The sequence below is a fragment of the Streptomyces sp. NPDC001985 genome (assembly GCF_040296845.1).
In the GTDB taxonomy this organism is placed as follows: Bacteria; Actinomycetota; Actinomycetes; order Streptomycetales; family Streptomycetaceae; genus Streptomyces.
Window position 1 is genome coordinate 60,542 of sequence record NZ_JBEOYB010000011.1, and the last position, 26,713, is coordinate 87,254.

The window sequence follows — 26,713 nt, forward strand, 5'->3', positions numbered from 1 at the left end:
ACCTCCGACGAGCCCGCACCTTGGCCCTGCTCCTGCTGGAGTGGGGCCTTTGTCGTTCCTGGCGCGGAGTGGCCCCGGAAGGTCCTGAGGGACGCCCGACGAGTGCCCTGGAGAGTATCTATACACACCATGTATACCCACTATGTATAGTCATCCCCATGTCCATAGGTCACACTCTGCTCGGACTCCTGGAGTCCGGCCCCCGCCACGGCTATGACCTCAAGCGGGCCTTCGATGAGAAGTTCGGCCACGACCGGCCCCTCCACTACGGGCAGATCTACTCGACCATGTCCCGGCTGCTGCGGGACGGCCTCGTCGAGGTCGACGGGGTGGAGGCGGGGAACGGGCCCGAGCGGAAGCGGTACGCGATCACTCAGGCCGGGATCACCGATGTCGGGCGGTGGCTCGCGCAGCCGGAGAAGCCCGAGCCGTATCTCCAGTCGACGCTCTACACCAAGGTCGTCCTCGCGCTGCTCACCGGGCGGAGTGCCGCCGGACTGCTGGACACCCAGCGGGCCGAGCATCTGCGGATGATGCGCATCCTCACCGACCGCAAGCGCGGCGGGGACCTCGCCGATCAGCTCATCTGTGACCACGCCCTGTTCCACATGGAAGCCGATCTGCGCTGGCTGGAGCTGACAGCCGCGCGTCTGGACCGGCTCGCTAAGGAGGTCGGCGCGTGAGCGCGTACCCCGGTTCCCTTCTCTCCGCGCACGATCTGCGCAAGGCCTTCGGGCCCACTCCCGCACTCGACGGCGCCTCCCTCGATGTGCGGGCCGGGGAGGTCGTCGCCATCATGGGGCCCTCCGGGTCCGGGAAGTCCACGCTGCTGCACTGTCTGGCCGGGATCATCCGGCCGGACTCGGGGTCGATCACCTACGGCGGGCGGGAGATGGCGTCGATGCCGGACGCCGAGCGCAGCGCCCTGCGGCGCACGGAGTTCGGGTTCGTCTTCCAGTTCGGGCAGCTCGTGCCCGAACTGAGCTGTACGGAGAATGTCGCGCTGCCGCTGCGGCTCGCCGGGACCAAGCGGAAGGCCGCGCACGCGGCGGCCCGGGAGTGGCTGGAGCGGCTGGAGGTCGCCGATGTCGGCGGCAAGCGGCCGGGAGAGGTCTCCGGCGGGCAGGGGCAGCGGGTCGCCGTCGCCCGGGCGCTGGTCACCTCGCCCCGGGTGCTCTTCGCCGACGAGCCGACCGGGGCGCTCGACTCCCTCAACGGGGAACGGGTGATGCGGCTGCTCACCGACGCCTCGCGGGAGAGCGGCACCGCGGTCGTCCTGGTGACGCACGAGGCCCGGGTGGCCGCCTACTCCGACCGCGAGGTCGTCGTGCGCGACGGCACGGTGCGGGACATGGCGGGGGCGGTATGAGCTCCCGGACAGCACCCCCGCGCGCCGAGGCCCGAAGCGGCGCCACCACCCCGGCCCGCACGCGCCCGCCCCGGCCCGGCCTCCGCGGCTGGGCACGGGACCTGGTCCTCGGACTCCGGTTCGCCGTCACCGGCGGCCGGCGCGGCTGGGTCCGCACCGCCTTCACCGGCCTCGGAGTCGGACTGGGGGTCGCCCTGCTGCTCGTCGCCGCGGCCGTTCCCCACGTCCTGGCGAGCCGCGACTCCCGCGAGGAGGCCCGCACGGTCGACACCCAGGGGGACACCCGGCGGTCCGATGAATCGTTCCGCTATGCCCTCACCCTGACCGAGTACCACGACGAGAGCGTCACCGGCATCGTCTTCCGGCCCGACGGCGACGGGCCGACCGCGGTGCCCCCCGGGGTGGACGAGCTGCCGGGGCCCGGCGAGATGGCCGCCTCCCCCGCCCTCGCCGAGCTGCTCGCCTCCCCCCGGGGCGAGCTGCTGAAGGAACGATTCCCCTATCGGATCACCGCCACCATCGAGGACTCGGGACTGCTGGGTCCGGGCGAGCTGAGGTACTACGCGGGCAGCGCACAGCTCACCGACGAGCAGGCCACCGGCCGCGCGAGCGACTTCGGCCGCCCCATGTTCAGCGAACCGCTCAACGGGGTGCTGCTGCTGATCGTCCTGATCGGCTGTGTGGCGCTGCTGCTGCCGGTGGGGGTCTTCATCGCCACCGCCGCCCGCTTCGGCGGCGAGCAGCGCGACCGCCGGCTCGCCGCGCTGCGGCTGGTCGGTGCCGACCGGGCGATGACCAACCGGGTCGCGGCCGGCGAGTCCCTCTGCGGCGCCCTGCTGGGGCTGCTCGTCGGGGTGGGGCTGTTCGCGCTCCTGCGGCAGTTCGCGAGCGGGGTGACGATCCTGGACGTCACCGCGTTCTCCTCCGACATCTCGCCGAACCCGCTGCTCGTGGCCGTGATCGCCACCGCCGTTCCCCTGTCGGCGGTGGTCGTGACCCTCTTCTCCATGCGCGGGGTCTCGGTCGAGCCGCTCGGGGTGGTACGGAACGCCGCGCCGCGCGTCCGCAAGCTCTGGTGGCGGCTGCTCGCCCCGGTCGTCGGTCTTCTGCTGCTGCTGGCGCAGGCGGGCCAGATCACCATGGGCAGCATCGCCATCGACACCTTCCAGATCGCCGCGGGCGCGGTGCTGGTGCTCGGCGGAATCACCTCGCTGCTGCCCTGGCTGGTGGAGGCGGTCGTCAACCGGCTGGACGGCGGCCCGGTCTCCTGGCAGCTGGCGATCCGCCGGCTCCAGCTGAGCAGTGGTGTGGCGGCCCGCGCGATCAGCGGCATCGTGGTCGCCGCGGCCGGTGCCATCGCGCTCCAGATGCTCTTCAGCTCCGTGCAGAGCGATTTCACCCAGACCACCGGAATGGACACCGAGCGGGCCCAGCTGGAGGCCCGGGCGGATGTGCGCGACGGTGCCGAGGGCCGCGCCCGGATGGCGGAGTACGCCGAGGCCGAGGGGGTCACCCGGGTGATCAGCCTGACCGAGTCGCACCTCGACCGGCCGGGCCCCGGGCTCAAGGACGAGCCCTCCCCCGTCTTCACCGGGCTCACCGTGGGGGACTGCTCCTCCCTGCGGGAGCTGGCGAAGCTGTCGGCCTGCGAGGACGGCGATGTCTTCCTCGTCCGCAAGGGCGGTTACCAGGGGTACCCCTACCAGCCGAAGCCGGGCGAGCGGGTCGCGCTCCCCGCGAGGGGCGACGACCAGCGGGAGCTGTGGCGCGTCCCCGCCTCCGCCATCCCGGTGGACAGCGTGTTCAACCCGATGGGCGAGCGGACGGGCGGAGTGCTGGCCACCCCGGGCGCCATCGACGAGTCCAGGCTCGCCAATCCGCTGGCCAGGGCGATGATCCGGCTGGACCCGGACGTACCGAACGCGGCCGAGCACGCCCGTAACGCGGTGGCGGCGCTCGATCCGCTGACGGACGTCCGCGCGCTCCACGGGACCGAGACGGACAGCCAGTTCGCCGACATCCGCACCGGGCTGATGGTGGGGGTGACCGCGACCATGACGCTGATCGCGGTGTCGCTGCTGGTCTCCACACTGGAGCAGCTCCGTGACCGGAAGCGGCTGCTGGCGGTGCTGGTCGCCTTCGGTACGCGCCGTTCCACCCTGAGCTGGTCGGTGCTCTGGCAGACGGCGGTACCGATCGCGCTGGGGCTCGCGCTCGCGGTCGCCGGCGGGATCGCGCTGGGCCGGGTGCTGCTGCTGATGGTGGGCGAGCCGGTGGCCGACTGGTGGGTGTTCCTGCCGATCGTCGGGGTGGGGGCGGCCCTGATCGGGCTGATCACCCTGCTGAGCATGCCGGCGCTCTGGCGGCTGATGCGCCCGGACGGGCTGCGGTCGGAGTAGCCCCGCCCGCGCCCGCCCGCTCCGTCCCCCGGGGGCCCGGAGAACGGGCGTGGAGGGCGGTGGCAGTACGCCGAAGGGCCCGGCGGTCCGGAGATTTCCGGGCCGCCGGGCCCTCGGGCCGCCGGACGGACGCCCTTCGGACGGAGGCCCGTCGGGTGGAGGCGGGTCGGGTGGAGGCGCGCCGGGTCGAGGCCTCAGGCCGGAAGCCCCTCGGCCGTCGAACAGAGGCCCGTCGCCGCCGGACGGAGGCCGCCGGAAGACCCTGGGCCGTCTCCTTCGGATCTTGCCGGGGCTCGCGAGCCCCGGCACCGGACCACCGCGCACACCGACCCGGCCCGATCCGAAAGAGACGACCTAGGGCCGCAGCTCCTCGGGACAGGGGGTGCCGCGCGAGAAGTCGTACGGGGCCGAGAGCCGGTAGACACCCGCCCGGGGCGCGACCAGCTCCGTCCACTCGCCGCCCTCCGCGTCCTCCTCCGTCTTGTTCAGACAGCCGTTGAGGTTCGCGAAGGACTTCGGCTCGCCGTCCGGCCGCTGCTTGGACTCCTCGGTCTCCTCCGGGCCCCGCACCTTGTCGCCGTTCTCGTCGACCAGGCCCAGCCAGGGCGAGTAGGGCACCCGGAGCAGCACCCGGCCCGGCTTCTCCACCTTGATCCGCACCTCGTTCTGGCTCGCCTCCTCCACCGCGCCCGGCCGCTCGGCGAGCGGCGTCGGGTTCTTCACGGCGTAGAGCTGCCAGTTCGGGTCGGCCCAGATCCGGTCCAGATAGGGCAGCCCGGTCTTGATCAGCTCCGCCTCCTCCCTGGCCCCGACGTCGGGGGAGCCGTTCGGCAGGACGAGGTAGTGGACGGCCCAGCGGTCCAGCCAGGCCCGGTAGTCCGCCGCGCTGAGCGGGTTCTCCTTGTCGTAGAAGATCGGGTTGCGCTCCATGTCGGCCTGGCGGAGCCAGCCGCGTGCCAGATGGAAGTGCGGAGCGAGCGCGGACGCCTCCCGGTGGCTGCTCGCGGGGACGACCTCGACCCGGCCGCGCTCGGCCCCGACGTCCTGGAGCTTGTCGACCAGCGGGGCCAGCTCGAACGTCCAGGAGGCGGTCGGGGCGGTACGGACGACGTCGTCCACGGCCTTGTAGCCGATCCAGACGTTCAGCCCGGCGAAGGCGACGATCAGCGCGATCCACTTCCGGGAGCGCGCGGCGGTGTACGGCAGGGCCGCCAGCAGCGCCACACCCGCGAAGAGCATCGGCATCCGGGACACATTCGAGCCGATCTGGGAGTCGATCGCCCAGGTCAGCAGGGTGCCGAACGAGTAGACGGCGGCGGCGACCCGGACGGTGCGCCACTCCTTCGGTACGAGGAGGAAGACCGCGGCCCCGAAGACGAAGGGCAGCGAGGTGGAGGCCAGCGACATCGGCTGCGTACCCGAGAAGGGGAAGAGCCAGGACGAGAGCGCCACGACCGCGACCGGGGGCAGACCGATCACATACGCACCGGGCCGGCGCCCGTTGAGGAAGAGCGCGGCGGCCACCACACCGAGGAAGAGCCCGGCGACCGGGCTGGCGGCGGTGGCGAGCGCCGCGAGCGGGATGGCGACGGCGGCCTTCGCCCAGCGCTTGTACCGCCAGCGGTGGGGCCAGCAGAAGACGGTGGCGACCGCGCCGACCGCGAACATCATGCCGAGGCCGAAGGTCACACGGCCCGAGAGCGCGTTGCAGAGAAAGGCGAAGACCCCGGCGAGCGAGCAGGCCAGCGGATTGCGCACGGCGCGCAGCCGGACCAGGATCAGCGCGGTCAGCACGGCCGAGAGCGTGCCGGCGGCCATCATGGTCGGCCGGACGCCTATCACCGACATCAGATACGGCGAGACCACGCTGTAGGAGACCGGGTGCGTCCCTCCGTACCAGGCGAGGTTGTACGCCGAGTCGGGGTGGCGGCCGACGAACTCGGTCCAGGCGTCCTGGGCCGCGATGTCACCACCGCTGTGGGCGACGAAGAGAAACCAGAGCAGATGCACGAACGCGGCGACCACGGCCGTGACCAGCACGGGGCGGCGGCTCAGCCGGTCCCAGGCGTCGGCGAGGACTTCCCTCGTCCGGTTCCGGTCCTCGTCCTGCTCCCGGTCCTGGTCGGGGACCTGGTCGCGGTCCCGTTCCGGTGGCCCTGTGCCGGTGCTGTGGCCGTCCGTCCGGACCGGCTCAGCGGTACTCACTGCGACTCTCCCCGTCTCCCCGTCCGTGTGCTGTTGTCACGATCTCGCGGTGCTGGTGTGTATGTCCGTCCCTGGGGACCTCTTGCCCTCTGCGGTGCGCCGCCCGGGGCGGCGGCGGGCGGTGGCGGTGCTCTCCGTAGGACGCCGCCCCGGCGCGGACAGTTGCTCCGGGACGCTAACACGAGGGCGTCCCCCGGCCGGGGGACGCCCTGGTGATACGGATGGCCCGGCCGGGTGCGGACACCCGGCCGGGGAGACCGGTGCGCCGGTGCGGCCCGGTGCGGGGCGCGCGGCGGTGGGCGGCGGGAGACGGCAGGGGCGGGGATCAGCCCACCCGGGTCAGCTTCTCCATGAAGCCGGGCTCCGCCATGTCCCGCTGGAGCGCGACCGGCACGGACGCCTTCCCCGCGCCGGAGCCGATCGAGACCGTGCCGACCCGGTCGCCGGCCGCGCCGGTGCCGGGCACCGGCCGGTCACCGCTGCCGAGAGTGATCTCGACCCGGTGGCCGTTCCAGCCGACCGCCTTCAGGTCCTCGGTGGCGATCACCGGGACCTGACCGCCGAGGCCGTCGTCGACCCGGCCGACGACATCGCCCTTCCGGATCACCGTGGCGGAGCCGGCGGCCTCCTGCGCCGCCTCGATCACCCGGATGCTGCTGCTGACCGCGAGCTTCTGCTTGGCCTTCAGATCCTCGGCGTCCTGGATTCCCATGGTGATACCGACGATGCGGTGGATCTTCCCGTCGACCCGGGCATTGGCCGACCAGAGCAGATTGCCGCCCGCCGGGGTGGACGAACCGGTCTTGATGCCGCCGACACCGTCCTTGAGCAGGGCCAGGCCATTGCTGTTGTAGATCGTCTTGCCGAGCGTCTTGATCTCCACCTGGGGCTGGTTGACGATATCCGCGAAGACGTCGTTCTCCATCGCCGCCTGGGCCAGCTTCAGCTGGTCCAGCGGGGTCGAGGTGGTGGACTCCTTCAATCCGCTCGGGTCGGTGTAGACGGTGTCCTTCATCCCGAGGTCCCTGGCGGCGTCATTCATCTTCTGGACGAATGCCTTCTCGGAGCCGGACTCCCAGCGGGCGAGCAGCCGGGCCACATTGTTGGCGGAGGCGACCATGAGCATTTCCAGCATCTCGCGCTGGGTGTACTCCTGGCCCTCCTCCACCGGCTCGACCGACTCGATGTTGAGGCCCTTCTCGTACTCCTCGTCCGCCCGGCGGTCGATGGTGATCCCCGGGCCCACCTGCTTGCCGGTGATGGGGCGCTCCTTGAGGATCACATAGGCGGTCATCGCCTTGGTGACGCTCGCGATGGGCGCGGGCTTCTGCGCGCCGTACGTCGCCATGGTCCCGACGCCCTCGATCGCCACCGCGCCCTGGCCCTCGCCGGGCAGCGGGAGGGCGAGCCTGCCGCCCTTGAAGGTGTAGGCGGGGTCGGCGGTGAGCGTCAGCACCGGCTCCGGGAGCGGGCGCAGCACCTGTGCGACCGCGAAGACCACGAGCAGCAGCAGGACGAGCGGCGTCCAGATCTTGACCCGGCGCAGCGCGGTGCGCACCGGGGTGTCCGGGGTGTTCGTGAGCTGGGCGAGCAGATCGAGCGGCGGCTGCTGCGGCGGCAGCGGCTGCTGGCTGGTCCGCTCGTCCCCGGTGAAGCCCGCGGGAGCGTCGGCCGGCGCGCGCTCCGCCGCCGGGGCGGTGGCCTCGGGGGCCTCCGCCGTCGCGGTGGCGGCCTTGGCCGCCGTGGTGCCCGCTGTGTCGTTCCTGCTCCAGGACGGGGTCCGTACGTCGTCGTCCCGGCGCAGCGGTACGAAGGTGCTGGGCCGCTCGGCCGGGGAGGCGGCGGGCGCGGGGTTGGTCTCGCGGCGGGGGGGCGGGGGGATCTTGAGCGCGGTGGTGGGGCTGTCGTCGGCGGGGGCGGGCCGCCGGAGGGCGCCGAAGACGGCGGTGGGGTGGTCCTCGGCGGGGGCGTCCTCGCCGCCGGCGGAGGTCTTGGCCGCCGCGGGCGGCCCGGATGCCTTGGGGGCCCCGGGCGCCTCGGGTTCCTCGGGTTCCTCCGAAGCCTTGAGCTTCCCGGGCTTCCCGGAAGCCCCGGGTGCCTCGGGCTCCTCCGAAGCCTTGGACGCCTCCGGCTTCCCGGGCTTCCCGGGAGCCCCGGGTGTCCTGGTCTCCCCGGCTGCCCCGGAGACCCCGGAGCCGTCCGGGTCGTCCCCGCTCTCGCCCTTGGCGCCCTCCTCGGCGCCACCCGCGTCCGCGTCCTCGTTCGCGACCGGGACCGGGACCGGGACCGGGGCAGGGACCGGGGCAGGGCCGGAGGTCTCGTCCGCCTCGCCGGGGTCCGCCTCGTCACCGGCCCCCGGCTTCCCGGCTTCCTCCCTCGGCTCGGACTCCGGCTCCGAATCGGGCTCGGGCTCCGACTCGGGCTCCGGGGGCTCCGGCCTCACCTCCGGCAGCAGTGCCGTTTCCTCTGCCGCCGTCTCCGGCAGCGCGGCCGTCTCCCCGGCCGGGTCCGAGGCGCCCGGCTCCCCGTCCGACCCGCCCTTCTCGGCGTCCTCGTCGTCCTCGGCGTCCTCGGCGGACGCCACCCACGCGGCCACGGCCGACCTCAGCCGCTTGTCGTTCGCGGCCGAGCCGGTCTCGGTGCCGGGCTCGCCGCCCCGGTCCGGGGCCGCCCCCGTATCCGTATCCGCTTCCGGCTCCGGCTCCGCCTTCACCGACTCGGTGTCCGGCTTCGCCTCCGGCTCCCTGTCCGTGTCCGTGTCCGGCTTCGCCTCCGTGCGGCCGACAACCGCCGTCGGCCGGTCCCCACCCGATGACCCCGCCCGGTCGAGCGGGGCCGGGCGCGGATCGCGCTCGCCCTGAGCCGTCTCCCCCGACGACTTCCGCTGCTCCGACCTGTCGGGGGACTCGCCCGCCACCGTGCCTCCTCCATGAGTCATGCGCCGCTGCCATACGAGCGCACTCCGGGACGCCGGATATCGGCGGCCCGTGTTGTCCGAACCATCTATCAGTGTCCTGTGTGAGAGCACGGCCCCCGCGTATAGACGAGAACGACATACCTAACGGTTCCCATACAAACCACACAGGCACTCTCGACAGACCAATGTGAGAGGGGTCACCCTGTCATTCATCCACGCGGGGAGGCATGGATGGGCAGGAGCCGCAGAACTATTCCGGAGGAGCTTCTGCTGCTCGCTCTGGACCCGGCCACGGGTACCACAGCGCAGCCGCAGTCGCTCGACCTCGGCCTGGCCGGAGCCCAGCTAGTGGAGCTGGCTCTGGCAGGACGGATAGCCCCAGACGGGGATCGTATCGCCGTGGTGATGCCACGGCCGACCGGAGATCCGACATTGGACTCCGCACTGGAACTGCTGCGCAGACGCGGCAGTCCGGTCCGGGCCGTCCACTGGATCGGCGGGCCCCGGCTGGGGTTGCGCCAGATCTATCTCGCGCATCTGGAGCGGTGCGGCATGGTGCATGCCGTGGCGGGCCAGATGTGCGGAGTGCTGCCGACGACGCGCTACCAGGCGACGGAGACGGCGATCAGCCGGGACATCAGAGCCCGGCTGGACAGCGCGATCCGCACCGGCGTCCCGCCGGACCCGCGGACCGCGGCGCTCGCCGCGCTGGCCCACGCGGTCGGACTCGGCAAGCATCTGTATCCGGGCAATGAGGGTCGCTCCTCACGGTCCCGGCTGCGGGATCTCATCAGACACGACCCCATGGGCGGACTCGTGGCGCATGCCGTGATGGACGTCCAGAACGGTGTGGCCGCGCAGCCGCGCCGCAATCCCTCCGCAGCGACCGGCAGCCGTCAGGCGGCCGTGCCGATGCAACCGCGCCGCGGCAGCATGGACCGCGTCGCCGCGCACTGAGACAGCGCAGAAAAGCACCGACCAGCACCGACCAGCACCACCCGACGGCACCGGACACCGGCACCGAACAGCACGAGCCGTGCGGGCGGGACCGCCACACCGGCACGCGGGAACCACCGGCACATGACGCGCGGGGCAGCCATCCGACTGCCCCGCGCGTTCCCGTGCGTTCCCCCGCGCGTTCCCGTGCGCGGGCCCCGCGCACGAGCACACGTACGACCGTCCACGACCACGTGCGACCCCGCGTGGCGGAACACCCTCGCGTCCGTCCCGTGAACGCGTCCCGTGTGGCGATTTTGCAGCGCGCATGTGCCATCTGGTGGCAGTCTGCTGAGCAGTAGATACGCTGAGCTACGCATTCGGAGGTGCAGTTTCCGTGGCGTCCAATGTCAATCCCACCGTCAGGCGACGCCGATTGGGCCTGGAGCTGCGCAGGCTCCGCGAGCTCAAGGGCATGACGGCCGAAGAGGTGGCGGAGCGCCTTCTGGTGTCCCAGTCGAAGATCAGCCGGCTGGAGAACGGGCGGCGTTCCATCAGCCAGCGCGATGTGCGCGATCTCTGCGGGGTGTACGAGGTCGACGACCACCGTATCGTCGACTCGCTGATGCAAATGGCCAAGGACTCCCGCCAGCAGGGCTGGTGGCACGCGTTCGGCGACATTCCGTACAGCGTCTACATCGGTCTGGAGACCGACGCGGCGAGTCTGCGGGTGTACGAGCCCCAGGTGGTGCCCGGTCTTCTCCAGACCCGGCCCTACGCCGAGGCGCTGATCTCGGGGGCGCTCCCGGAGAGCGGCGCCGCCGACATCGACAAGCGGGTCGGGGTGCGGATGCGCCGCCAGGACCGGGTCAAGGCGGCCGAGCAGCCGCTGCGGCTCTGGGCGGTGATCGACGAGGCCGCGCTGCACCGGGTCGTCGGCGGGAAGCAGTTGATGCGGGAGCAGCTGGAGTATCTGATCGAGCTGTCGCAGCTTCCGCATGTCACGGTGCAGGTGCTGCCGTTCGACATGGGAGCGCACCCGGGAATCAACGGGCAGTACGCGATTCTGGAGTTCCCCGACGCGACGGATTCCAGTGTCGTCTACATCGAGGGCGTCACCAGTGATCTCTATCTGGAGAAGGCCAACGATGTGCACAAGTACAGCGTGATGTACGAGCATCTGCGCGCCCAGGCGCTGAATGTGGAACAGACCCGGGTCTTCATCGAGAACATCGCGAAGCGGTACACCAAGCCCTGAGAGGTCCTTCAGGGCGGCCATGCGGGACGGCAAGGTACACCCCCGTCACCGCGCAAGGGAAGAGACAGTGGAATATGCCATCCGACCGAGTGAACGGGCGCCTCGCGGGTCGGCTGTGGCGAGTAGCGTCCCTGGCACCAACAAAAACGTTGGCGCAATCACATCACTCGCTGAAAGCGGAGCAGAAATGGCAATCATTCAGGGAGCCACGGAGACCTGGACGAAATCCTCGTACTCCGGGGGCAACGGTGCTTGCGTCGAGGTCAAGTCCCCCGTCGCCGAATCGATCTCGGTGCGGGACTCCAAGGTTCCGGGCGGCCCGGCCATCACCTTCGTCCCCGGCTCGTGGAACACGTTCGTGGCCACGACCGGGCGGGGCGCTTTCGACCTCGGCTGAGCCCCGCTCGGCAGCGCGCAACCGGCGCAGCACCACCTGACAGAGCCCTCTCGACTGGTCCGCCGTCCCGGCCGAGGGGGCTCCGCCGTGTCCGGGCGCCCGAAGCGGGGCGGCGGCTCACCGCAGTTGGTCGACATAGCGGTCGGTGCCCGGGACGGTCGGGATGAAGGGCGCCATCAGTTCCACCCGCCCCAGCCCCGCATCCGCGACCTCCGCGCCGAGCCCGGTGAAGAACGGGTCCCAGATCCGCGCGGGGTCCTCCTCCAGGAACCAGAGCAGCGTCAGCCGGGTGCCGACGCCCTCCACCTGTCGCACATGGGCCATCCGGTCCTCCGGCAGCGGGGTGGGCGCGAAGACGGTCACCAGGGGCGCGGCCGAGCCCCGGAGCCGCCGGGGCAGATGCCCCTCCCGCAGCCAGGCGAGAAGCTCCGCCCGCCGGCGCGGCCCGTCCGTGTCGACGACCTGGAGGACCAGACCCGCGTACGGATGGTCCAGCGCGTGCATGTCGCGCGGGCCGGCCGCTCCGTCGCGGTAGACGGTGGCCGCGTGGTCGTGGAAGGCGGTGAGGACATGGGTACGGGCGTGGTGGACGCGGCCGTCCCGGTTGAGCCGCCTGTTGATGGCGACGGTCCAGCGCATGTGGTCGCCGTACCGGCCCTCGGTGATCCAGTAGACGGAGAGATAGCAGCCGGCGGTGACCGGGTCCGCGACGGCGGAGTGCCCGGGGTAGCGCAGACTCCGGAGTTCGCGGGTGGCGACCCAGCGCCGTCCGGCCTGTATCCAGGGCATGGCCATGGCGCCCGCGTAGAAGTGGTCGTCCTCGTACCAGCGGTTGTACGCGTGCTCGTGGCCGGGGTGCGGCTCGACCAGGGTGATCAGGGCGTGGCCGGGGCCCGCCCCGTACGGTCCGACGGCCGCCAGCTCCCCGTAGGCGTCCCGGGCGTTCTCGCTCATGTCCCGCCGCTCCCTTCCCTCTTCTCCCTCTTCCCCTCCCGGATGGACAGACCTACTCTGACGGACCGTCAGATCAAGTGCCAGGGCCGGGGAGGCATCCGGATGCTGTTGCGGGGCAGAACCGTCGTCGTGTCGGGCGTCGGAGCGGGGCTGGGGCGCCGGATCGCCGGGGCCGTCCTCCGGGACGGGGGCCGGGCGGTGCTCGGGGCGCGCACGGAGCGCCATCTCGCCGCCACCGCGGGGGAGCTGGACCCCGGCGGGGAGCGGACCGCCCACCGGGCGACCGACATCACCGACGAGGCGCAGTGCGAGGCGCTCGCCCACCTGGCCGTCGAGCGGTTCGGGCGGATCGACGCGGTGATCCATGTCGCGGCCCGGGACACCTGCTTCGGCGGTCTCGCGGACGCCGACTTCGCTGTCTGGCGGGAGGTGGTGGAGGTGAATCTGCTGGGGACGCTGCGGATGACCCGGGCCTGTCTGCCGGCGCTGCGGGAGCGCGGGGGCGCGGTCGTCATCATCGGTACGCAGTCGGCGGTGGCGGCGCCCTCACATGTGCGGCAGACCGCCTACGCGGCCTCCAAGGGGGCGCTCACCTCGGCGATGCTCTCCCTGGCCCGGGAGCTGGGCCCGGACCGCATCCGGGTGAACACGGTGGTGCCCGGGTGGATGTGGGGGCCGCCGGTCCAGGCGTACGTCCGGGCCTCGGCCCGCGCCGAGGGGGTGCCGGAGAGCGAGGTGCTCGGCCGGCTGACCGGGCGGATGGCCCTTCCCGATCTCGCGTCGGACGGGGATGTGGCGGAGGCCGCCGTCTTTCTCGCGTCCGACCGGGCGCGCGCGATCACCGGGCAGTCGCTGCTCGTCAACGCGGGGGAGCGCTGAGAAGGCGGAAGGGAAGCGCGCCGGAGGCGCGCCGGAAGCACAGCGGAAGCCCACCGGAATCCCCTTGTCACTCGGCTTGCCTCTCGGCTTGTCACTCAGCGCCTATCCGGGCTGTTCCCTCGACGCGCGTTCACGATGAAGGTTTGATGGAGGTGCACCCTCTCCCTGAAGTCGGGGTGTCATAATCAGGGTTCAGTTCGAACGCGAGTTGTCCTGGGGACCGACCGGCCGGACGCGGACCGGAACACGGGCCGAGAACCAGACTGGACTGTTTCGTTCGTCGACAAGTCCGGGGAGCGGCGATGGCACTGCAGGAACGCGGGATGCGGACACGGCGTCTGATCCTGGAGGCGGCGGCCGATGTCTTCGCCGAGAACGGGTACGAGGGTGCCAGTACCACCGCGATACTCGCGAAGACCGGACTGACCAGGGGCGCTCTCTACCATCACTTCCCCTCGAAGGAAGCCATCGCCGACGCGCTGGTGGCGACCCAGGCGGAGGCCATGGTGGCGCCCGAGCGCACCATCAGGCTCCAGTCCATCATCGATCTGACCCTGTCCTATGCGCGGGAACTGCAGGACGATCCACTGCTCCAGGCGAGCGTCCGGCTGACGGTGGAGCAGACATCCTTCTCGGAGGGAAAGAAACTCGCGTACCAGCAGTCCGCCGATGTGGTCCGGAATATTGTGCGTGACGCGGAATCCCGGGGCGAATTGATTCCGGGCGCCGACCCGGAGGACACCTCCCAGCTCATTATCGCCGCATTCACCGGGGTCCATCTCATGTCGCAGCTGAACACCGAGCGCAAGGACCTGATGCACCGGGTGTCGGTGATGTGGCGATGTCTGTTGCCCGGGATCGCCACACCCGGGCTGCTGACGCGTCTGACGACGCGGCTGGAGCCCTGCGGCGAGCCGGGCCTCTCGGACTGACGGACCCTCACTCTCTGCGGTCCGCACCCCCGTCTCCTCTCCTGCTGCGCTCCTCTGCACTCCTCTCGCTCCGGGCTCTTGACACCCCGGGCGCCCCGCTGGGCCTCTTCAGGCTCAGGGAACATACAGGTTTGCCTGTATGTTCCAAGGACATTCGAACGCGGTAAGCCCTTCCTGTGGCCCGCCAAGCGGTATTTATGCCACAAACCAGGACATGGAACCTCCCTTATCTCCTCGCGATCGGCGATCCGTCGCGTTGACAAGCAGAATTGCCTGTTTGTAATCTCTCGGGCTAACGGTTCAGGCGCGTTCAACGTGCGTGCCAGTCGCTCCAGTTGGGGGTAGTGCCCGGCCAGCTGACTGGCCGCCACCCCTCCTTCCGCACGGCGCAGTCATCTCCACGGCGCTCCGGTTCCCCGACCGGGCCGCTCCGTGTTGTCCCACGCAGAACGAAGAGGGTATTGCGAATGCCGCTGGCACTTGTCGCACTCACACTGAGTGCATTCGGGATCGGCACCACCGAGTTCGTCATCATGGGCCTGTTATCCGACGTATCCGACGACCTCGGTGTGTCGGTATCCAGCGCGGGATATCTCATCTCCGGATATGCGCTGGGCGTCGTCATCGGCGGCCCCCTGCTGGTGGCCGGAGGTATCCGGCTGCCGAGGAAGGCCTTTCTCCTCGGCCTGATGGCCATCTTCATCGCGGGCAATCTGGTGTCCGCGCTCTCCCCCGGCTACGAGAGCCTCATGGCCGGCCGCATCGTGACCGCGACCTGCCACGGCTCCTTCCTCGGGCTCGCCTCCGTGGTCGCCGCCGATCTGGTGGAGTCCTCGAAGAAGGCGCGCGCCGTCTCCATGGTGTTCGCCGGCGGCGCCATCGCCAATGTCGTGGGTGCGCCGCTCGGCACCTGGGTGGGGCAGAGCCTCGGCTGGCGCTCCACCTTCTGGATGCTCGTCGGGATCGGCGTCGTCGGCTTCGTGGGCATCATGGCGCTGCTCCCCCAGCAGCCCGGAGTGAAGGACGCCACCCTGCGCCGGGAGATCGGCGTCTTCCGGCGGCCCCAGGTGCTCCTGGGGCTGGCGATGACCGCCTTCAGCCTCGGCGCGCTCTTCACCTCCTTCACCTATGTGGCGCCCATGCTCACCGAGGTGACCGGGTACTCCTCCAAGGCCATCGCCCCCCTGCTCGTCCTCTTCGGCGTGGGTCTGGTGGCGGGCAACACCATCGGCGGCCGGTACGCGGACAAGGCGCTGATGCGCACGCTCACCGTGGCGCTCCTGGTGCTGACCCTCGCGATCGGGGCCTTCGCCCTGACCGCGCACTCCAAGCCCGCGGCGGCGGTCACCCTGGTGCTGATCGGGGCGGCCGGCTTCGCCACCGTCCCCGGTCTGATGACCCGGGTCATCAGCAAGGCGGAGGGGGCACCCACCCTCGCCGCGGTGGTCACCGTCTCCGCGTCGAACGTCGGCATCGCGGTGGGCGCCTATCTCGGCGGAGTCGTCATCGACGCGGACTTCGGCTACACCTCGCACAACTGGGTCGGCGCGGCGCTCGCGGCGCTCGCCCTGGCCCTCACCCTGGTCTCCAGCGCGCTGGAGAAGAAGCACGACCGGCGGGACGCCGCGGCGGCGGCCGGCCCGGCGCCCGCGGGGGGCATGGCTCCGGCCGCCACCCCGCAGCAGTAGACCCGCCGCGCCGGCGGCCCGCCGCCGGGCGGGCCCCGTCCCCGGCCGGCGCCCATCCCGACCATGTTCCGCACTGCTGTCAAGCATTCTCACCCTGAGGACGGACCAAAGGAGCAGAATATGACCGCAAGTCCCACGACGGAAAAGCAGCAGCCGGCGTTCTCCCGTTTCAGCGAACGGCTGGAACTGATGAAGAGCAAGGGGCTGTACCGGAGTTACTTCCCCACCGCGCACATGTCCACCAGTCCGGGCCAGACCCTGCACCACGGCCAGGAGATCGAAGTCTGGTGCACCAACGACTATCTGGGTCTGAGCCAGCATCCGGACCTGATACGGACCCAGATGGAGTCCACCGCACTGCACGGCACCAGCATGGGCGGGTCCCGGAACATCGCCGGGACCAGCACCACCCACGCCGAACTGGAGAGACGGCTGGCCCGCTGGCACGGCAAGGAGCGGGCGCTCGTCTTCTCCAGCGGCTATGTGGCGAACTTCGAGTCGCTGAGCGTGCTGCTCTCCGAGATCCCCGGCATCATCGCCCTCTCCGACGAGAACAACCACCGCTCCCTCATCGAGGGCATCCGCCGGGCCAAGTGCGAGAAGTACATCTTCCCGCACAACGATCTGGCGGCCCTGGAGGCCCGGCTCGCGGCCTGCGACCCGGACCAGCCGAAGCTGATCGTGTTCGAGTCCGTCTACTCCATGGACGCGGACATCTCCCCCGTCTCGGCGATCTGCGATCTGGCGGAGAAGTACAACGCCTTCACCTATCTGGACGAGACCCATGCCATCGGGGCGATGGGGCCGACCGGGGCCGGGCTCTGCGAGGCGATCGGGGAGAGCCGGCCGACCTTTGTGCAGGGGGTCTTCGGCAAGGCGCTCGGCACGGTCGGCGGGTATGTCGCGGGGCCCGACACCGCCATGGACTTCATCCGCTCGCACGCGCCCGGCTTCATCTTCACCACCTCGCTGCCGCAGGCGTGCATGGACGCCACGCTCAAGGGCCTCGATCTGGTGCAGGCCGACGACGGGCTGCGCCGGCGGCTCACCGAGAGATCGCTGCGGATGAAGGCGGAGTTACGGGCGGTGGACATCCCCTTCCTCGACTCCGTGCACCACATCATCCCGGTGATGGTCCCCGGCAGCGAGCGGACCCTCAGGGTCACCAATCTGCTGCTGGAGAAGCACCGCATCTACGTCCAGCCCATCAACTTCCCCTCCGTTCCGCTCGGCACCGAGCGGCTGCGGGTCACGGTCCCGCCGTACCGGACCGACGAGCAGATCGAAGGATTCGCTTCCGCACTGCGGGACTGCCTCGACAACGCCTGACACGTAAAGGAGTTCATTGTGAAGATCACCGAGATCACTCCCTTCATCGGCGCGGAGATAACGGGCATCAGCTACACGGACCTCGCCGTGCGGGAGGTCCTGGATGCCTTTGTGAACGCGGTCAACCAGCGGGAACTCGTCGTGATCCGCGGCTTCGGCATAACCCCCCAGCAGCAGGTCGATCTCGCGAGACGGCTGGGGAAGCCGGTGCCGTTCGTGATCCAGAAGTACCGGCACCCGGACGTTCCCGAGATCATGATCTCCTCGAACGAGCGAAGAGACGACAAGCCCATCGGTGTCGCCCGGGTCGGGAACTTCTGGCACCAGGACTCGTCCTTCGTCGCCGACCCGGCGGAGTACACGATGCTCCACGGGGTCAATGTCCCCAGCACCACCGGCCACACCCTGTTCGCCAGCGCGGTGGACGTCTACAACCGGCTGCCCGACGAGTGGAAGGCCCGGATCGCGGGGCGCAACGGCGTGCACACCGTCGCCAAGCGGCTGCGCATCCGCGACGAGCACGTGGGGCTCTCCGCGGCCGAGTTCCGGGCGTGGATCGACATCGAGCACCCCCGGGTGGAGCACCCGCTCGTCGCCAAGGACGGCTTCACTCAGCGCGAGTACCTGTACGGGGCCCCGGAGTACATGGACTCGGTCGTCGGGTTCGACGCCAACGAGAACCAGGCCTTCTTCGAGGTGGTGGACGGCCTGATCCAGGACGAGGCGCATGTGTACACCCACCGCTGGACGCAGAACGACCTCATCGTCTGGAAGACCCAGACCACTCTGCACGCGGCCACGGATGTCGCCGCCGGTGTCCCCCGGACGGTGCACCGCGTCAGCATCGCCCAGGGCTGACCGTGGCGGGCATAGCCGACATAGACATCGTCTTCCCCGACGCGCGGGTGAGCATGACCGAGGCGTCCCGCACCTCCGGGGTCGCGCTCGGGGACATCCTGGAGATCACCCACAGCGAGTCCTTTCCCGCCCTCGGCGACCGGGAGACCTCCTGGGAACTGGCGGTACGGGCGGGACGGCGCCTGCTGCGGCGCTCCGCGCTGGAGCCGGGTGACATCCAGCAGGTGATCTACGCGGGCTCCGGGGAGTGGGACACCCCGTTCTGGTCCCCCGCGGCCAAGGTGGCCCATGAACTCGGCATCGGCGATGCCCACTGCTTCGAGATCGCCAACTTCTGCAACGCGGGCATGACCGCGATCAGGGCCGGCGTCGACGAGATCCTGCTGGGGCGCGTCGACCATGTGCTGGTGCTCATGGGCGACCGCCTCAGCAGGATGGTCGACTACGGCGACCCGGACGCGAAGGCGCTCTTCAACTTCGGGGACTCGGTGGCGGCGGTGCTGCTCTCCGGGAACAGTCCCGCGTTCTCCGTGCTGCACTCCCGGATGCGCACCGACCCCTCCTGGTCCGACTACTACCGGGGCGAACGGCGTCCCGACCGGGTCGTCATCCAGCGGGAGAAGCACCGCCCGGGACTGGCCCAGACCTATGTGGATCAGTTCACCTCGCTCATCGATGAGACCCTGACCTTCCTCGGCCGAAAAGTCGAGGACATCGATCACTTCCTGATCAATCAGGGGGACAAGTCGATGCATGAGCGGCTGCTGACAGCGGTCGGCATCCCGCCGGAGCGGAGCGTCTTCAACTACCACCGCCTCGGCCACATGGGCAGCGCCGACACCATGATCGCGCTGCGTGGCCTGATGGACGAGAACCGGCTGCGCCGCGGCGAGCTGATTCTGCTCGCCACCAGCGGCATGGGATTCAGCTGGGGCATCACCGCCCTGGAGTGTCGCATCGGCACAGGCCCCGGGCCGGCCCCCGCGTAGCACCGGCCCCCGGGCGGACCCGCGCTCCCCCGCGCCTCCCCGCGCTCCGCCGCGACCGCCCGCTGCCCCGAGCACCCCCTCCCACCCCCGTACACCGCCTCCGCCCAGCCCTGCCCGGCCCCGTGCCGGACGCCGGGCCGGGCGGGAGAGAAGGAGCGTCATGAAGCACGACCCTTACGGCACCGGCGTCCTCAACAAGGACATCCCCGAGGAGCGGGAGCGGCTCAGCCTGCTCCAGCAGGCCCTGGACCCGGTGAGCACCGACGCGCTGGCGGCGCTGCCGGCCGGCCCGGCGCCGCGCTGCCTGGACCTGGCGGCGGGCGCGGGCTCCGTCTCGTACTGGCTGGCCGACCGCTTCCCCCAGGGCACGGTCACCGCCGCCGACATCGACCCGCGCTATCTCGACGAGGCGTACGCGCCCAACCTCCGGGTGCGCTCCTTCGACATGCGGGAGGACGATTTCGCGCCGGGGTCGTTCGATGTCATCCACGCCCGGTCCGTGCTCAAGCACATACCGGAGCGGGACGAGGTGCTGAAGCGCATGTTCCAGTGGCTCGCGCCCGGCGGCCGGCTGGTGGTGGTCGACGGCTACTGGTTCCCCTCCGACGAGACCGCGCACCCGGAGTGGGCGCGGCCCATGGACGCCATCGTGCGGCAGATGAACTCGCAGGGCGGTGACATGCGGTGGACGCGGAAGCTGCCCGGCACCATCGCCCGGCTCGGCTTCACGGACATCGGCGTCCGGCTCGCCCCCTCCCTCGGCGGCTGGGAGGGCTGGGGCCCGCAGGCCCACCGCTGGATACGTCCCACGATCCGGCAGACCGCGCCGACCCTGGTGGAGAAGGGCTTTCTCTCCGAGGAGGAGGTGGAGCGCTATCTCGGGCTCCCGGAGGGGCCCGACTTCGCCGAGTGGTTCGGGGTGATCGCCGCGGTCACGGGCCGCCGTCCGTGACGCGTGTCGCCACCGGTATCCGGCCGCTCGGGCCCGCGGAGCTGCCGGCCTGTCTGCGGCTGGCGGAGAGCCACGGCTGGCCCGCGGAGATCCGGGCCTGGGAGTTCCTGTTCGCGACCGGGGCCGTCCACGGGACCGAGGGGGAGCGCCCCGGTGAACTCGCCGGCGTGGTCGCCTCGGTGCGCTACGGCACGGCCGTCACCACCGTCGGCGGCATGCTGGTGGCCGAGCGGTACGGCCGCCAGGGGCTCGGGTCCCGGCTGATGCGGCACGCGGTGGACCGCGCACCGGCGGACACCGTCTGGCTGACGGCCACCGCCCCGGGCCGCCCGCTCTACGAGCGGCTGGGCTTCCGGCCCGTGGGCACGCTGGTCCGCTTCTCGGGGCGGCCGGGTCCGGTGGACCGGGCGGGCGACGGCTCCCGCCCGGCGGTCCCCGCGGACCTGCCGGCCATCATCGCCCTGGACACCGAGGTCTTCGGCGCGGACCGGTCGCCGCTGCTCACCCTGCTCGCCTCCGTGGCGACCGGGGCCCGGGTGGCCGAAGGCCCCCGGGGCCTCACCGGATACGCGATGACCTGGAGCGGGGTCGGCTTCACCGTCGTCGGACCGCTGATCGCCGAGAGCACGGAGACGGCGGTGGGGCTGCTCGACGGGCTCACCGATCCCGCGGCCGGGGGCGGCGGTCCGCTCCGGATCGACATCGGCCGGGAGCGGGCCGGACTGCGGGAGTGGGCCCTCGCCCGGGGTCTGCGCGAGGGCGGTACGACCGCGGTGATGATCCGGGGCGGGCCCCTGCCCGGCGACCGGTCCCGTCTGTTCACCCCGGTCACCGGGGCGCTCGGCTGAACCTCCGCCCGAACCCCTGGGCCCCTCCCTTCCTCCGCGGGGTCCGGGGGTCTCCGGCGCCGGTGCGGCGGAGTGCCGGTGTGCCGGAGCGGCAAGTGCCGTTACCCCGGTGCGCGCTGCTGTGACGCCTGACGAAGTGCCCGCTCATCGTGGGTCCGGCGGCCCGGGCGCGACAACGACTCCACAGGTCAAGAACAGGCAAATTAGTTCGGCTTGCTGATTGCCGTTCATATACCTGACCGGAGGCCCTCTTGACCGGCCCCCGGAAACGGGAGTTCAATCGCCCAAGTCCCCAGTCCGCGCACGGGGGACCCGCTGAACGGACGCACTGACGGAGTGCACTGCCGGTCGTTCATCAGGCGGACCCCAGGAGGGGGCACATGAACAGTCTCGACTGGACCGTGCTCATCGGCTACTTCGGTGTGATGATCGCGATCGGAGTCTGGTCGCACAGACGCGTGGAGAGCGTCAGCGACTTCTTCACGGCGGGCGGCCGGATGCCCTGGTGGCTGTCGGGCATCTCGCACCACATGTCCGGCTACAGCGCGGTGATGTTCACCGGGTACGCGGGCATCGCCTACACCTACGGCGTCACCTCCTTCGTGACCTGGTCGCTGCCGATCGCGATCGGGATCTTCATCGGGGCGAAGCTCTTCGCGCCCCGGCTCAACCGGCTGCGGTCGAAACTGCGGGTCGCGTCGCCGCTGGAGTATCTGAAGACCCGCTACGACCTCAAGACCCAGCAGGCGCTCGCCTGGTCCGGCGTACTGCTGAAGATCGTGGACGTGGGCGCCAAGTGGGCCGCCATCGCCACCCTGCTCTCCGTCTTCACCGGGATCTCGCTCAACGAGGGCATTCTGATCACCGGCGTCATCACCGGTGTGTACTGCACCATCGGCGGGCTGTGGGCCGACGCCCTCACCGAACTCGGGCAGTTCATCATCCAGCTCTTCGCCGGGCTCGCGATGCTCTTCGCGGTGATGAGCGAGCTGAACGGCTTCTCCACCCTGTGGACGATCTGGGACGAACCCGAACTCCAGGGCCACGCCGAGCCCACCGCCGGCCCCTACACCGTGACCTTCCTGCTCGCCTTCCTCTTCATCAAGACCTTCGAGTACAACGGCGGCATGTGGAACCAGGCCCAGCGCTACATGGCGACCGCCAACGCCCGTGAGGCGACCCGCTCGGCCCGGCTGTCGGCGGTGCTCTGGTTCGTCTGGCCGCTGGTGCTCTTCTTCCCCATGTGGTGCGCGCCGCTGCTGGTGGACGCCAGGAAGCCGGACGCCTCCGACAGCTACGCCCTGATGACCGAACAGCTCCTGCCGCACGGGCTGCTGGGCCTGGTCATCGTCGGTTTCTTCTCCCACACCATGGCCATGTGCTCCTCCGACGCCAACGCCATCGCCGCCGTCTTCACCCGGGACATCGCCCCCGTCCTCTCCCGGAAGGCCCGGAGCTGGAGCGAACGCGCCGGACTGATCGCGGCCCGCTGGTCGACCATCGCCTTCCTCGCGCTGTCCATGGCCATCGCCACCCAGGTCAACTCCCCCACCTTCAAGGACATCATCACCGTCGTCATCAAATGGGTGGCGGGGCTGATGGGCCCGATCGCCATCCCGTTCATGCTGGGTCTGCTCCGCGCCTTCCGCCGCTCGGGACCGACGGCCGCGCTCACCAGCTGGGCGGCCGGGCTGATCGCCTTCTTCCTGCTGAACTACGAGATCAACGGCACCGCCAGGACCGATGTGGCGCTCCAGTACCAGGTCTCCGTGCCGCTGGCGATCTCGCTGGTGCTGTACGTGGTGATCGGCCTGATCCGCCCCGAGGACACCCCGGAGCGGGACGCGGTGATCGCCCGTATCAACACCGACGACGACGGCGGTGCCGGGGCGGGCGCGGTGCCCCGGCAGGGGCGGCGGGGGCCGGTGGACGCGAGGAAGCCGGTGCGGACGAAGGTGGTGCGGCGCAAGGGGAAGTGAGCCCCGCGCTCAGATCCGGCGCTTCCCCTCGGCGAGTTCGACGGTGATGTGGGACGGGACCTCGGGGGTCCTCTCCCGCCTGGGCTCCGGGACGACGAGGGTGCGCAGGCGGGGGAAGGCGCGGAGCCACTCGGCGTCGCCGAAGAAGCCGTTCCGGAGCCAGAGGTGGGTCAGCCGCTCCGGGTCGAGGTGCTCCACCAGGTCGCCGGGGCGGTACACCCCGACGACCTGGACCCTGGCCCGGCCGCCCAGGGCGCGCAGGGCCCTGAGATGGCCGGGGTTGTGGGCGGCGAAGTAGAGGTCCGTCTCGTCGACATGGGCCAGCACCTCGTCCGCGTACCGCTGGGTGTCGAAGTGGTACCAGGCCCAGGAGAGCTGGCGGCGGACCCGGAGGGCGGGGTGGGAGCGGTAGCGGGCGAGGACGGGGAGCGCCGCGTCGGTGCCGACCCGGGACGCCGTGACCACCACCCGGTAGGCCTGCTTCTCGTCCAGCCCGTCGGGCCCCGGGAGCAGACCGAGGGCCATGGGGCCGCCGGTATCGGCCAGGAAGTGCGCCTCCGCCAGGCTCGCCGGGGGGACGAGCGGCTCGACCCGGTCCAGGACCGCGCGCCGGGTGCCCGGGGCGATCTCGGTGGCGTGCTCCAGACAGGTCGCCGCCAGGAGGGCACGGCGGATCGTCCCCCCGAAGGTGGTGGCGTCACGGCTCCCCCCGTGGACCCCGGCGTCGGGGACGCGCGTGGTGATCCCCTCGATCAGCCCCCGCAGAATCCGCTCCCGCTCCGCCGGGCGGCCGAGCGCGACCGCCATCCGGACCACGTCCTCCCACTGGTCGCGGGTGGCGTTCCTCAGCAGCAGCGGAAAGTCGCCCTCCTCCACCAGGGCCTTGGCGCCCAGATAGTCCATGAAGGTCCGGTGGACGAAGTCGACCCGGCCGTGCGCCGGTTCACGGAGCAGCCCGGAACGCACCAGCAGATGGCGCAGGACCCGCTCGGGCGGGGCGCCGACATGGGGCATGTACTCCAGGGCCCGGCCGACCTGGGTGAGGGCGTCGGAGCGCTCCATCTCCACGCTGTCGTTGCGGATCATCCAGTGGGCGAGCTTCTGGAGCAGCAGGATCTGGGTCTCCGACGAGAGCCTCAGGCCCTCGTCGTAGGCCACTCCCCGCTCCGCGTCGCGGCGTTCGAGGAGCATCCGCAGGGCCGCGTCGTAGAGGTCCTTGCGGCCGTGGGGAAGGAAGCCGTGGCGCTCCCGGTGGAGGGCGCAGAGCAGCCCGCACATCAGCGGGTTGACCGCGAGGCGGCCGAGGGCGGTGCTGGCGCGGATCGCGTCGAGCAGGGCGGTGGCCAGGGCGGGGTCCGTGTCGGCGGCGCGGTGCCAGCGGCGGATGAAGTGGGTCGTGTCGTCGTGGGACATGGGGTGGAGGGTCAGCTCGGTGAAGCCCTCGCGGGAGAGCCAGTTCTGTGCCACGGCCGAGGGGCGCGAGGTCACCACCCACTGGTTGCCGGGGAAGTCTCCCATCAGCTCCCACAGCCAGGAGCGGACCGTGTCCCGGTCGCGCGGGGAGACCTCGTCGATGCCGTCGATCAGCAGCAGCCCCCGGCCGGCGCCGAGCACCCGGTCCGCCCAGCCGCCGGGCTGGGACCCGGCGACGGAGCTGCGGACGGCGGACAGGAACTCCCCCGGGGTGGGCGGCAGGCCGTCCCGCATCACCCGGCGGAGCGGGAGGACGAAGGGGACCCGGCCGATGAGATGGGCCAGATCCCCGCCCAGCTCGCCGAGGTCCTGGCGGGCGGTCGCCACCGCGAGCCACTGGACCAGGGTGGTCTTGCCGGAGCCCGCCTCGCCGCGCAGCAGCACCCGCCCCTGACCTGCGAGGGCGCGCTCGGCGGAGAGCGGGACGAACAGCGACTCGCCCTCCTGGGCGGTCCGCAGGGAGATGTAGGCGGTGTCGAGCCGCCACTCCCCGCGCTGGTCGAGATCGAGGCCGTAGATCGTCAGCTCGCCGTGCTTGCGGGTGATGTGCTCGCAGTACCGCCGCTCGAAGCGGGTGTCCTCGGCGAGGCGGGAGCCGAGACGCTCCATCAGGAGGTCGGTGCGGGCGGCCAGCGCGTCGAGCGTGCGGGTCTGTTCCACCAGGGTGCGGGCGACGAAGCCGGAGCGCTGGGTGAAGAAGTTCAGGATGTGGAGGCAGGCGGTGGTCAGCAGGGGCTGGTAGTGGGCGTCGGCGGCGGCCGAGAGGCCGGCCGGGCGGGTCAGTGCCGCCGCGAGCCGCTCCGGACCGAGGCGTACCGCCTGGAGGTCGTCCATGTCGAGGTCGCCCAGGCTGTGGAGGGCGAGAGCGAGGGCGTCGGCCAGCTCGGCGCGGACCTCGTCGGTGGGGGCCTCATGGGGGCCGTACGACTGGACCGCGCGGGCGGTCAGCTCCGTGGCGAGCGCGCGCAGCTCCTTCGCGCCGAGGGTGCGCCGCTCGCCCCGGAAGGAGATCAGGCCCGCTATCCGCACCGGCTCCTCGACCAGCGCCGCCCCGGGGGGTGTCGGGACGAAGAGCCTGCGGATCAGGGGGGCGACCGCCGTGGACGCGAGGCGGGCGGCGAGAGCGGCGGTGGCATCCATGGACGCGATGCTAGACGAGCGCCGGGGAGGCCGTACGGGCCTGTGGACAGCGGTGGTTGAGGCCCGTGGTCAGCCCGTCAGCCCCGGGGGTAGCGGGCGAGCCAGCCGGGGGCGGCGGCGGTGGGGCTGTGCAGAGCCGGGCCCTGGGTCATCTCCATCGCGAAGTCGTCGGCCAGCTCCAGCAGGGTGGGGCGGCCCTCCAGCTCGGAGAGCCAGGCGGGCGGCAGCGCGGTCTCGCCGTGCAGCGCGCCCAGCAGGGTGCCGGTGACGGCGCCGGTGATGTGCGAGGGGCCGTCGTGGTTGACCGCGAGACGCAGGCCGTGCCGGATGTCCTCGCCGACGAGCGCGCAGTAGACGGCGGCGGCGAGCGCGCCGTCGGAGTGTCCGTCCCCGCCGGCGAGCGCGGCGACCCGTTCGGCGCCGGGCACACCGTCGCGCACGGCACCGAGTGCGGCCTCCAGGCCGTCCGTGACCGGCTGGTGCCCGGGGCGGGAGCCCACCAGCTCCAGGGCGCGGCGCACCCCTGCCTCCAGGGTCTCGCCCCGGGCCAGTCCGTGCACGATGACGGCGAGCGCGCCGGCCGAGAGACCGGCGGCCGGGTGGCCGTGGGTCTGGGCCGCGCACTCCAGGGCGAGCTGGCAGACCAGTCGCGGCTCCCAGCCGACGAGCAGCCCGAACGGCGCGGACCTGGCGAGGGCGCCGCTGTCGCGGGCGGTGGGGTTCTTGGGGGACTCCAGGGTGCCCATCGTCTCGTCGCCGAGACCGAGCAGGCAGGCCCGGGGCGGGTCGCGGCGGGTGTAGAGCCACTCCTCGCAGGCGAGCCACCCGTTGTCCTTGCGGCGCTCGTCCGGGCCCCAGTCGCGCTGGGTCGCGGCCCAGCGCAGATAGGCGCGGTGGACATCGGTCGGCGGGTGCCAGGCGCCGGTGTCGCGGCGGACCTGGGCGCGGATCAGGCCGTCGACGGTGAACAGGGTGAGCTGGGTGGCGGCGGTGACGGCGCCTCTGCGGCCGTGCGCCGGCCGGAGGTCGGTGATGCCGTCGGGGCCGTGGGCCGCGAGTATCCCCTCCAGGGTGAGGGCGGCGGCACCCGCTCCGAGCGCGTCACCGATGGCCCCGCCGAGCAGTGCGCCGCGCACCCGGGCCCGGAAGTCCTGCTGCTCGGCACGACCCCAGACGGCTGTGGCTGCTGCGCTCACCGCGCGCCCCTCCCT

Annotated in this window: 20 protein-coding genes; 15 read left to right on the forward strand and 5 right to left on the reverse strand. The window is 71.4% G+C overall.

Features of this window, described 5'->3' with window-relative positions; genetic code table 11:
• Nucleotides 1-158: 158 nt before the first annotated feature.
• The 3 genes from ABT122_RS07290 to ABT122_RS07300 are packed head-to-tail and all read left to right on the forward strand — an operon-like array spanning nt 159 to nt 3,768.
• Entirely contained in the window at nt 159-683 is a 525-nt protein-coding gene (locus ABT122_RS07290; RefSeq protein WP_351546689.1) for a PadR family transcriptional regulator, read from the forward strand.
• Nucleotides 680-1,369, forward strand: coding sequence for an ABC transporter ATP-binding protein (locus tag ABT122_RS07295; RefSeq protein ID WP_351546692.1), 690 nt, complete (start codon nt 680-682; stop codon nt 1,367-1,369). The genes ABT122_RS07290 and ABT122_RS07295 overlap by 4 nt, the downstream gene beginning before the upstream one ends.
• Complete coding sequence (locus ABT122_RS07300) at nt 1,366-3,768, forward strand: ABC transporter permease (protein ID WP_351546695.1); 2,403 nt, start codon at nt 1,366-1,368, stop codon at nt 3,766-3,768. Before ABT122_RS07295 ends, ABT122_RS07300 begins: the two co-directional genes overlap by 4 nt.
• 354 nt (nt 3,769-4,122) lie before the next feature.
• Here ABT122_RS07300 and ABT122_RS07305 read toward each other — a convergent pair whose 3' ends face one another.
• Both ABT122_RS07305 and ABT122_RS07310 read right to left on the reverse strand, forming a co-directional pair.
• Nucleotides 4,123-5,973, reverse strand: a complete 1,851-nt coding sequence (locus tag ABT122_RS07305; RefSeq protein WP_351546698.1) for a DUF8823 domain-containing protein — start codon at nt 5,971-5,973, stop codon at nt 4,123-4,125.
• 325 nt (nt 5,974-6,298) lie between these two features.
• Nucleotides 6,299-8,911, reverse strand: coding sequence for a D-alanyl-D-alanine carboxypeptidase (locus ABT122_RS07310; RefSeq protein ID WP_351546701.1), 2,613 nt, complete (start codon nt 8,909-8,911; stop codon nt 6,299-6,301).
• A 210-nt stretch (nt 8,912-9,121) separates the two neighbouring features.
• Between ABT122_RS07310 and ABT122_RS07315 the strand changes: the two genes are divergently transcribed.
• The 3 genes from ABT122_RS07315 (at nt 9,122) to ABT122_RS07325 (ending at nt 11,481) form a co-directional block, all read left to right on the forward strand.
• Nucleotides 9,122-9,847: a GOLPH3/VPS74 family protein gene (locus tag ABT122_RS07315; protein WP_351546704.1), complete on the forward strand. Its 726-nt coding sequence runs from the start codon at nt 9,122-9,124 to the stop codon at nt 9,845-9,847.
• 376 nt (nt 9,848-10,223) lie between these two features.
• The gene (locus tag ABT122_RS07320; protein WP_351546707.1) at nt 10,224-11,084 is read left to right on the forward strand and encodes a helix-turn-helix domain-containing protein; all 861 of its coding nucleotides are present in this window, start codon (nt 10,224-10,226) and stop codon (nt 11,082-11,084) included.
• A 187-nt stretch (nt 11,085-11,271) separates the two neighbouring features.
• On the forward strand, nt 11,272-11,481 hold the full coding sequence (locus tag ABT122_RS07325) for a DUF397 domain-containing protein (RefSeq protein WP_351546710.1): 210 nt from the start codon (nt 11,272-11,274) through the stop codon (nt 11,479-11,481).
• A gap of 117 nt (nt 11,482-11,598) precedes the next feature.
• On the opposite strand, the gene ABT122_RS07330 is transcribed toward ABT122_RS07325, so the two are convergent.
• Nucleotides 11,599-12,435: a hypothetical protein gene (locus ABT122_RS07330; protein WP_351546713.1), complete on the reverse strand. Its 837-nt coding sequence runs from the start codon at nt 12,433-12,435 to the stop codon at nt 11,599-11,601.
• A gap of 102 nt (nt 12,436-12,537) precedes the next feature.
• Between ABT122_RS07330 and ABT122_RS07335 the strand changes: the two genes are divergently transcribed.
• The 9 genes from ABT122_RS07335 (at nt 12,538) to ABT122_RS07375 (ending at nt 22,889) form a co-directional block, all read left to right on the forward strand.
• Nucleotides 12,538-13,314, forward strand: coding sequence for an SDR family oxidoreductase (locus ABT122_RS07335; RefSeq protein ID WP_351546842.1), 777 nt, complete (start codon nt 12,538-12,540; stop codon nt 13,312-13,314).
• A gap of 302 nt (nt 13,315-13,616) precedes the next feature.
• Nucleotides 13,617-14,246, forward strand: a complete 630-nt coding sequence (locus ABT122_RS07340; RefSeq protein ID WP_351546716.1) for a ScbR family autoregulator-binding transcription factor — start codon at nt 13,617-13,619, stop codon at nt 14,244-14,246.
• Between the two features lie 467 nt (nt 14,247-14,713).
• Nucleotides 14,714-15,934: an MFS transporter gene (locus ABT122_RS07345; protein WP_351546719.1), complete on the forward strand. Its 1,221-nt coding sequence runs from the start codon at nt 14,714-14,716 to the stop codon at nt 15,932-15,934.
• Nucleotides 15,935-16,054: 120 nt separating this feature from the next.
• Nucleotides 16,055-17,263, forward strand: coding sequence for a 5-aminolevulinate synthase (hemA, locus tag ABT122_RS07350; RefSeq protein WP_351546721.1), 1,209 nt, complete (start codon nt 16,055-16,057; stop codon nt 17,261-17,263).
• A gap of 18 nt (nt 17,264-17,281) precedes the next feature.
• Nucleotides 17,282-18,121 (forward strand): TauD/TfdA dioxygenase family protein, encoded by an 840-nt coding sequence (locus ABT122_RS07355; RefSeq protein WP_351546724.1) that lies wholly within the window; start codon nt 17,282-17,284, stop codon nt 18,119-18,121.
• A 2-nt stretch (nt 18,122-18,123) separates the two neighbouring features.
• Complete coding sequence (locus ABT122_RS07360) at nt 18,124-19,110, forward strand: 3-oxoacyl-ACP synthase III family protein (RefSeq protein ID WP_351546727.1); 987 nt, start codon at nt 18,124-18,126, stop codon at nt 19,108-19,110.
• Between the two features lie 160 nt (nt 19,111-19,270).
• Nucleotides 19,271-20,062 carry a methyltransferase gene (locus ABT122_RS07365; RefSeq protein WP_351546730.1) on the forward strand — a complete coding sequence of 264 codons (792 nt, stop codon included), beginning with the start codon at nt 19,271-19,273 and terminating at the stop codon, nt 20,060-20,062.
• Nucleotides 20,059-20,910: a GNAT family N-acetyltransferase gene (locus ABT122_RS07370; RefSeq protein WP_351546732.1), complete on the forward strand. Its 852-nt coding sequence runs from the start codon at nt 20,059-20,061 to the stop codon at nt 20,908-20,910. Before ABT122_RS07365 ends, ABT122_RS07370 begins: the two co-directional genes overlap by 4 nt.
• A gap of 380 nt (nt 20,911-21,290) precedes the next feature.
• Nucleotides 21,291-22,889 (forward strand): sodium:solute symporter family protein, encoded by a 1,599-nt coding sequence (locus ABT122_RS07375; RefSeq protein WP_351546735.1) that lies wholly within the window; start codon nt 21,291-21,293, stop codon nt 22,887-22,889.
• A gap of 9 nt (nt 22,890-22,898) precedes the next feature.
• Here the strand turns inward: ABT122_RS07375 and ABT122_RS07380 are convergent, their stop codons facing one another.
• Together ABT122_RS07380 and ABT122_RS07385 are read right to left on the reverse strand one after the other, a co-directional pair.
• Entirely contained in the window at nt 22,899-25,502 is a 2,604-nt protein-coding gene (locus tag ABT122_RS07380) for an NACHT domain-containing protein (RefSeq protein WP_351546738.1), read from the reverse strand.
• Between the two features lie 77 nt (nt 25,503-25,579).
• Nucleotides 25,580-26,698, reverse strand: coding sequence for an ADP-ribosylglycohydrolase family protein (locus ABT122_RS07385; RefSeq protein WP_351546741.1), 1,119 nt, complete (start codon nt 26,696-26,698; stop codon nt 25,580-25,582).
• Between the last annotated feature and the right edge of the window lie 15 nt (nt 26,699-26,713).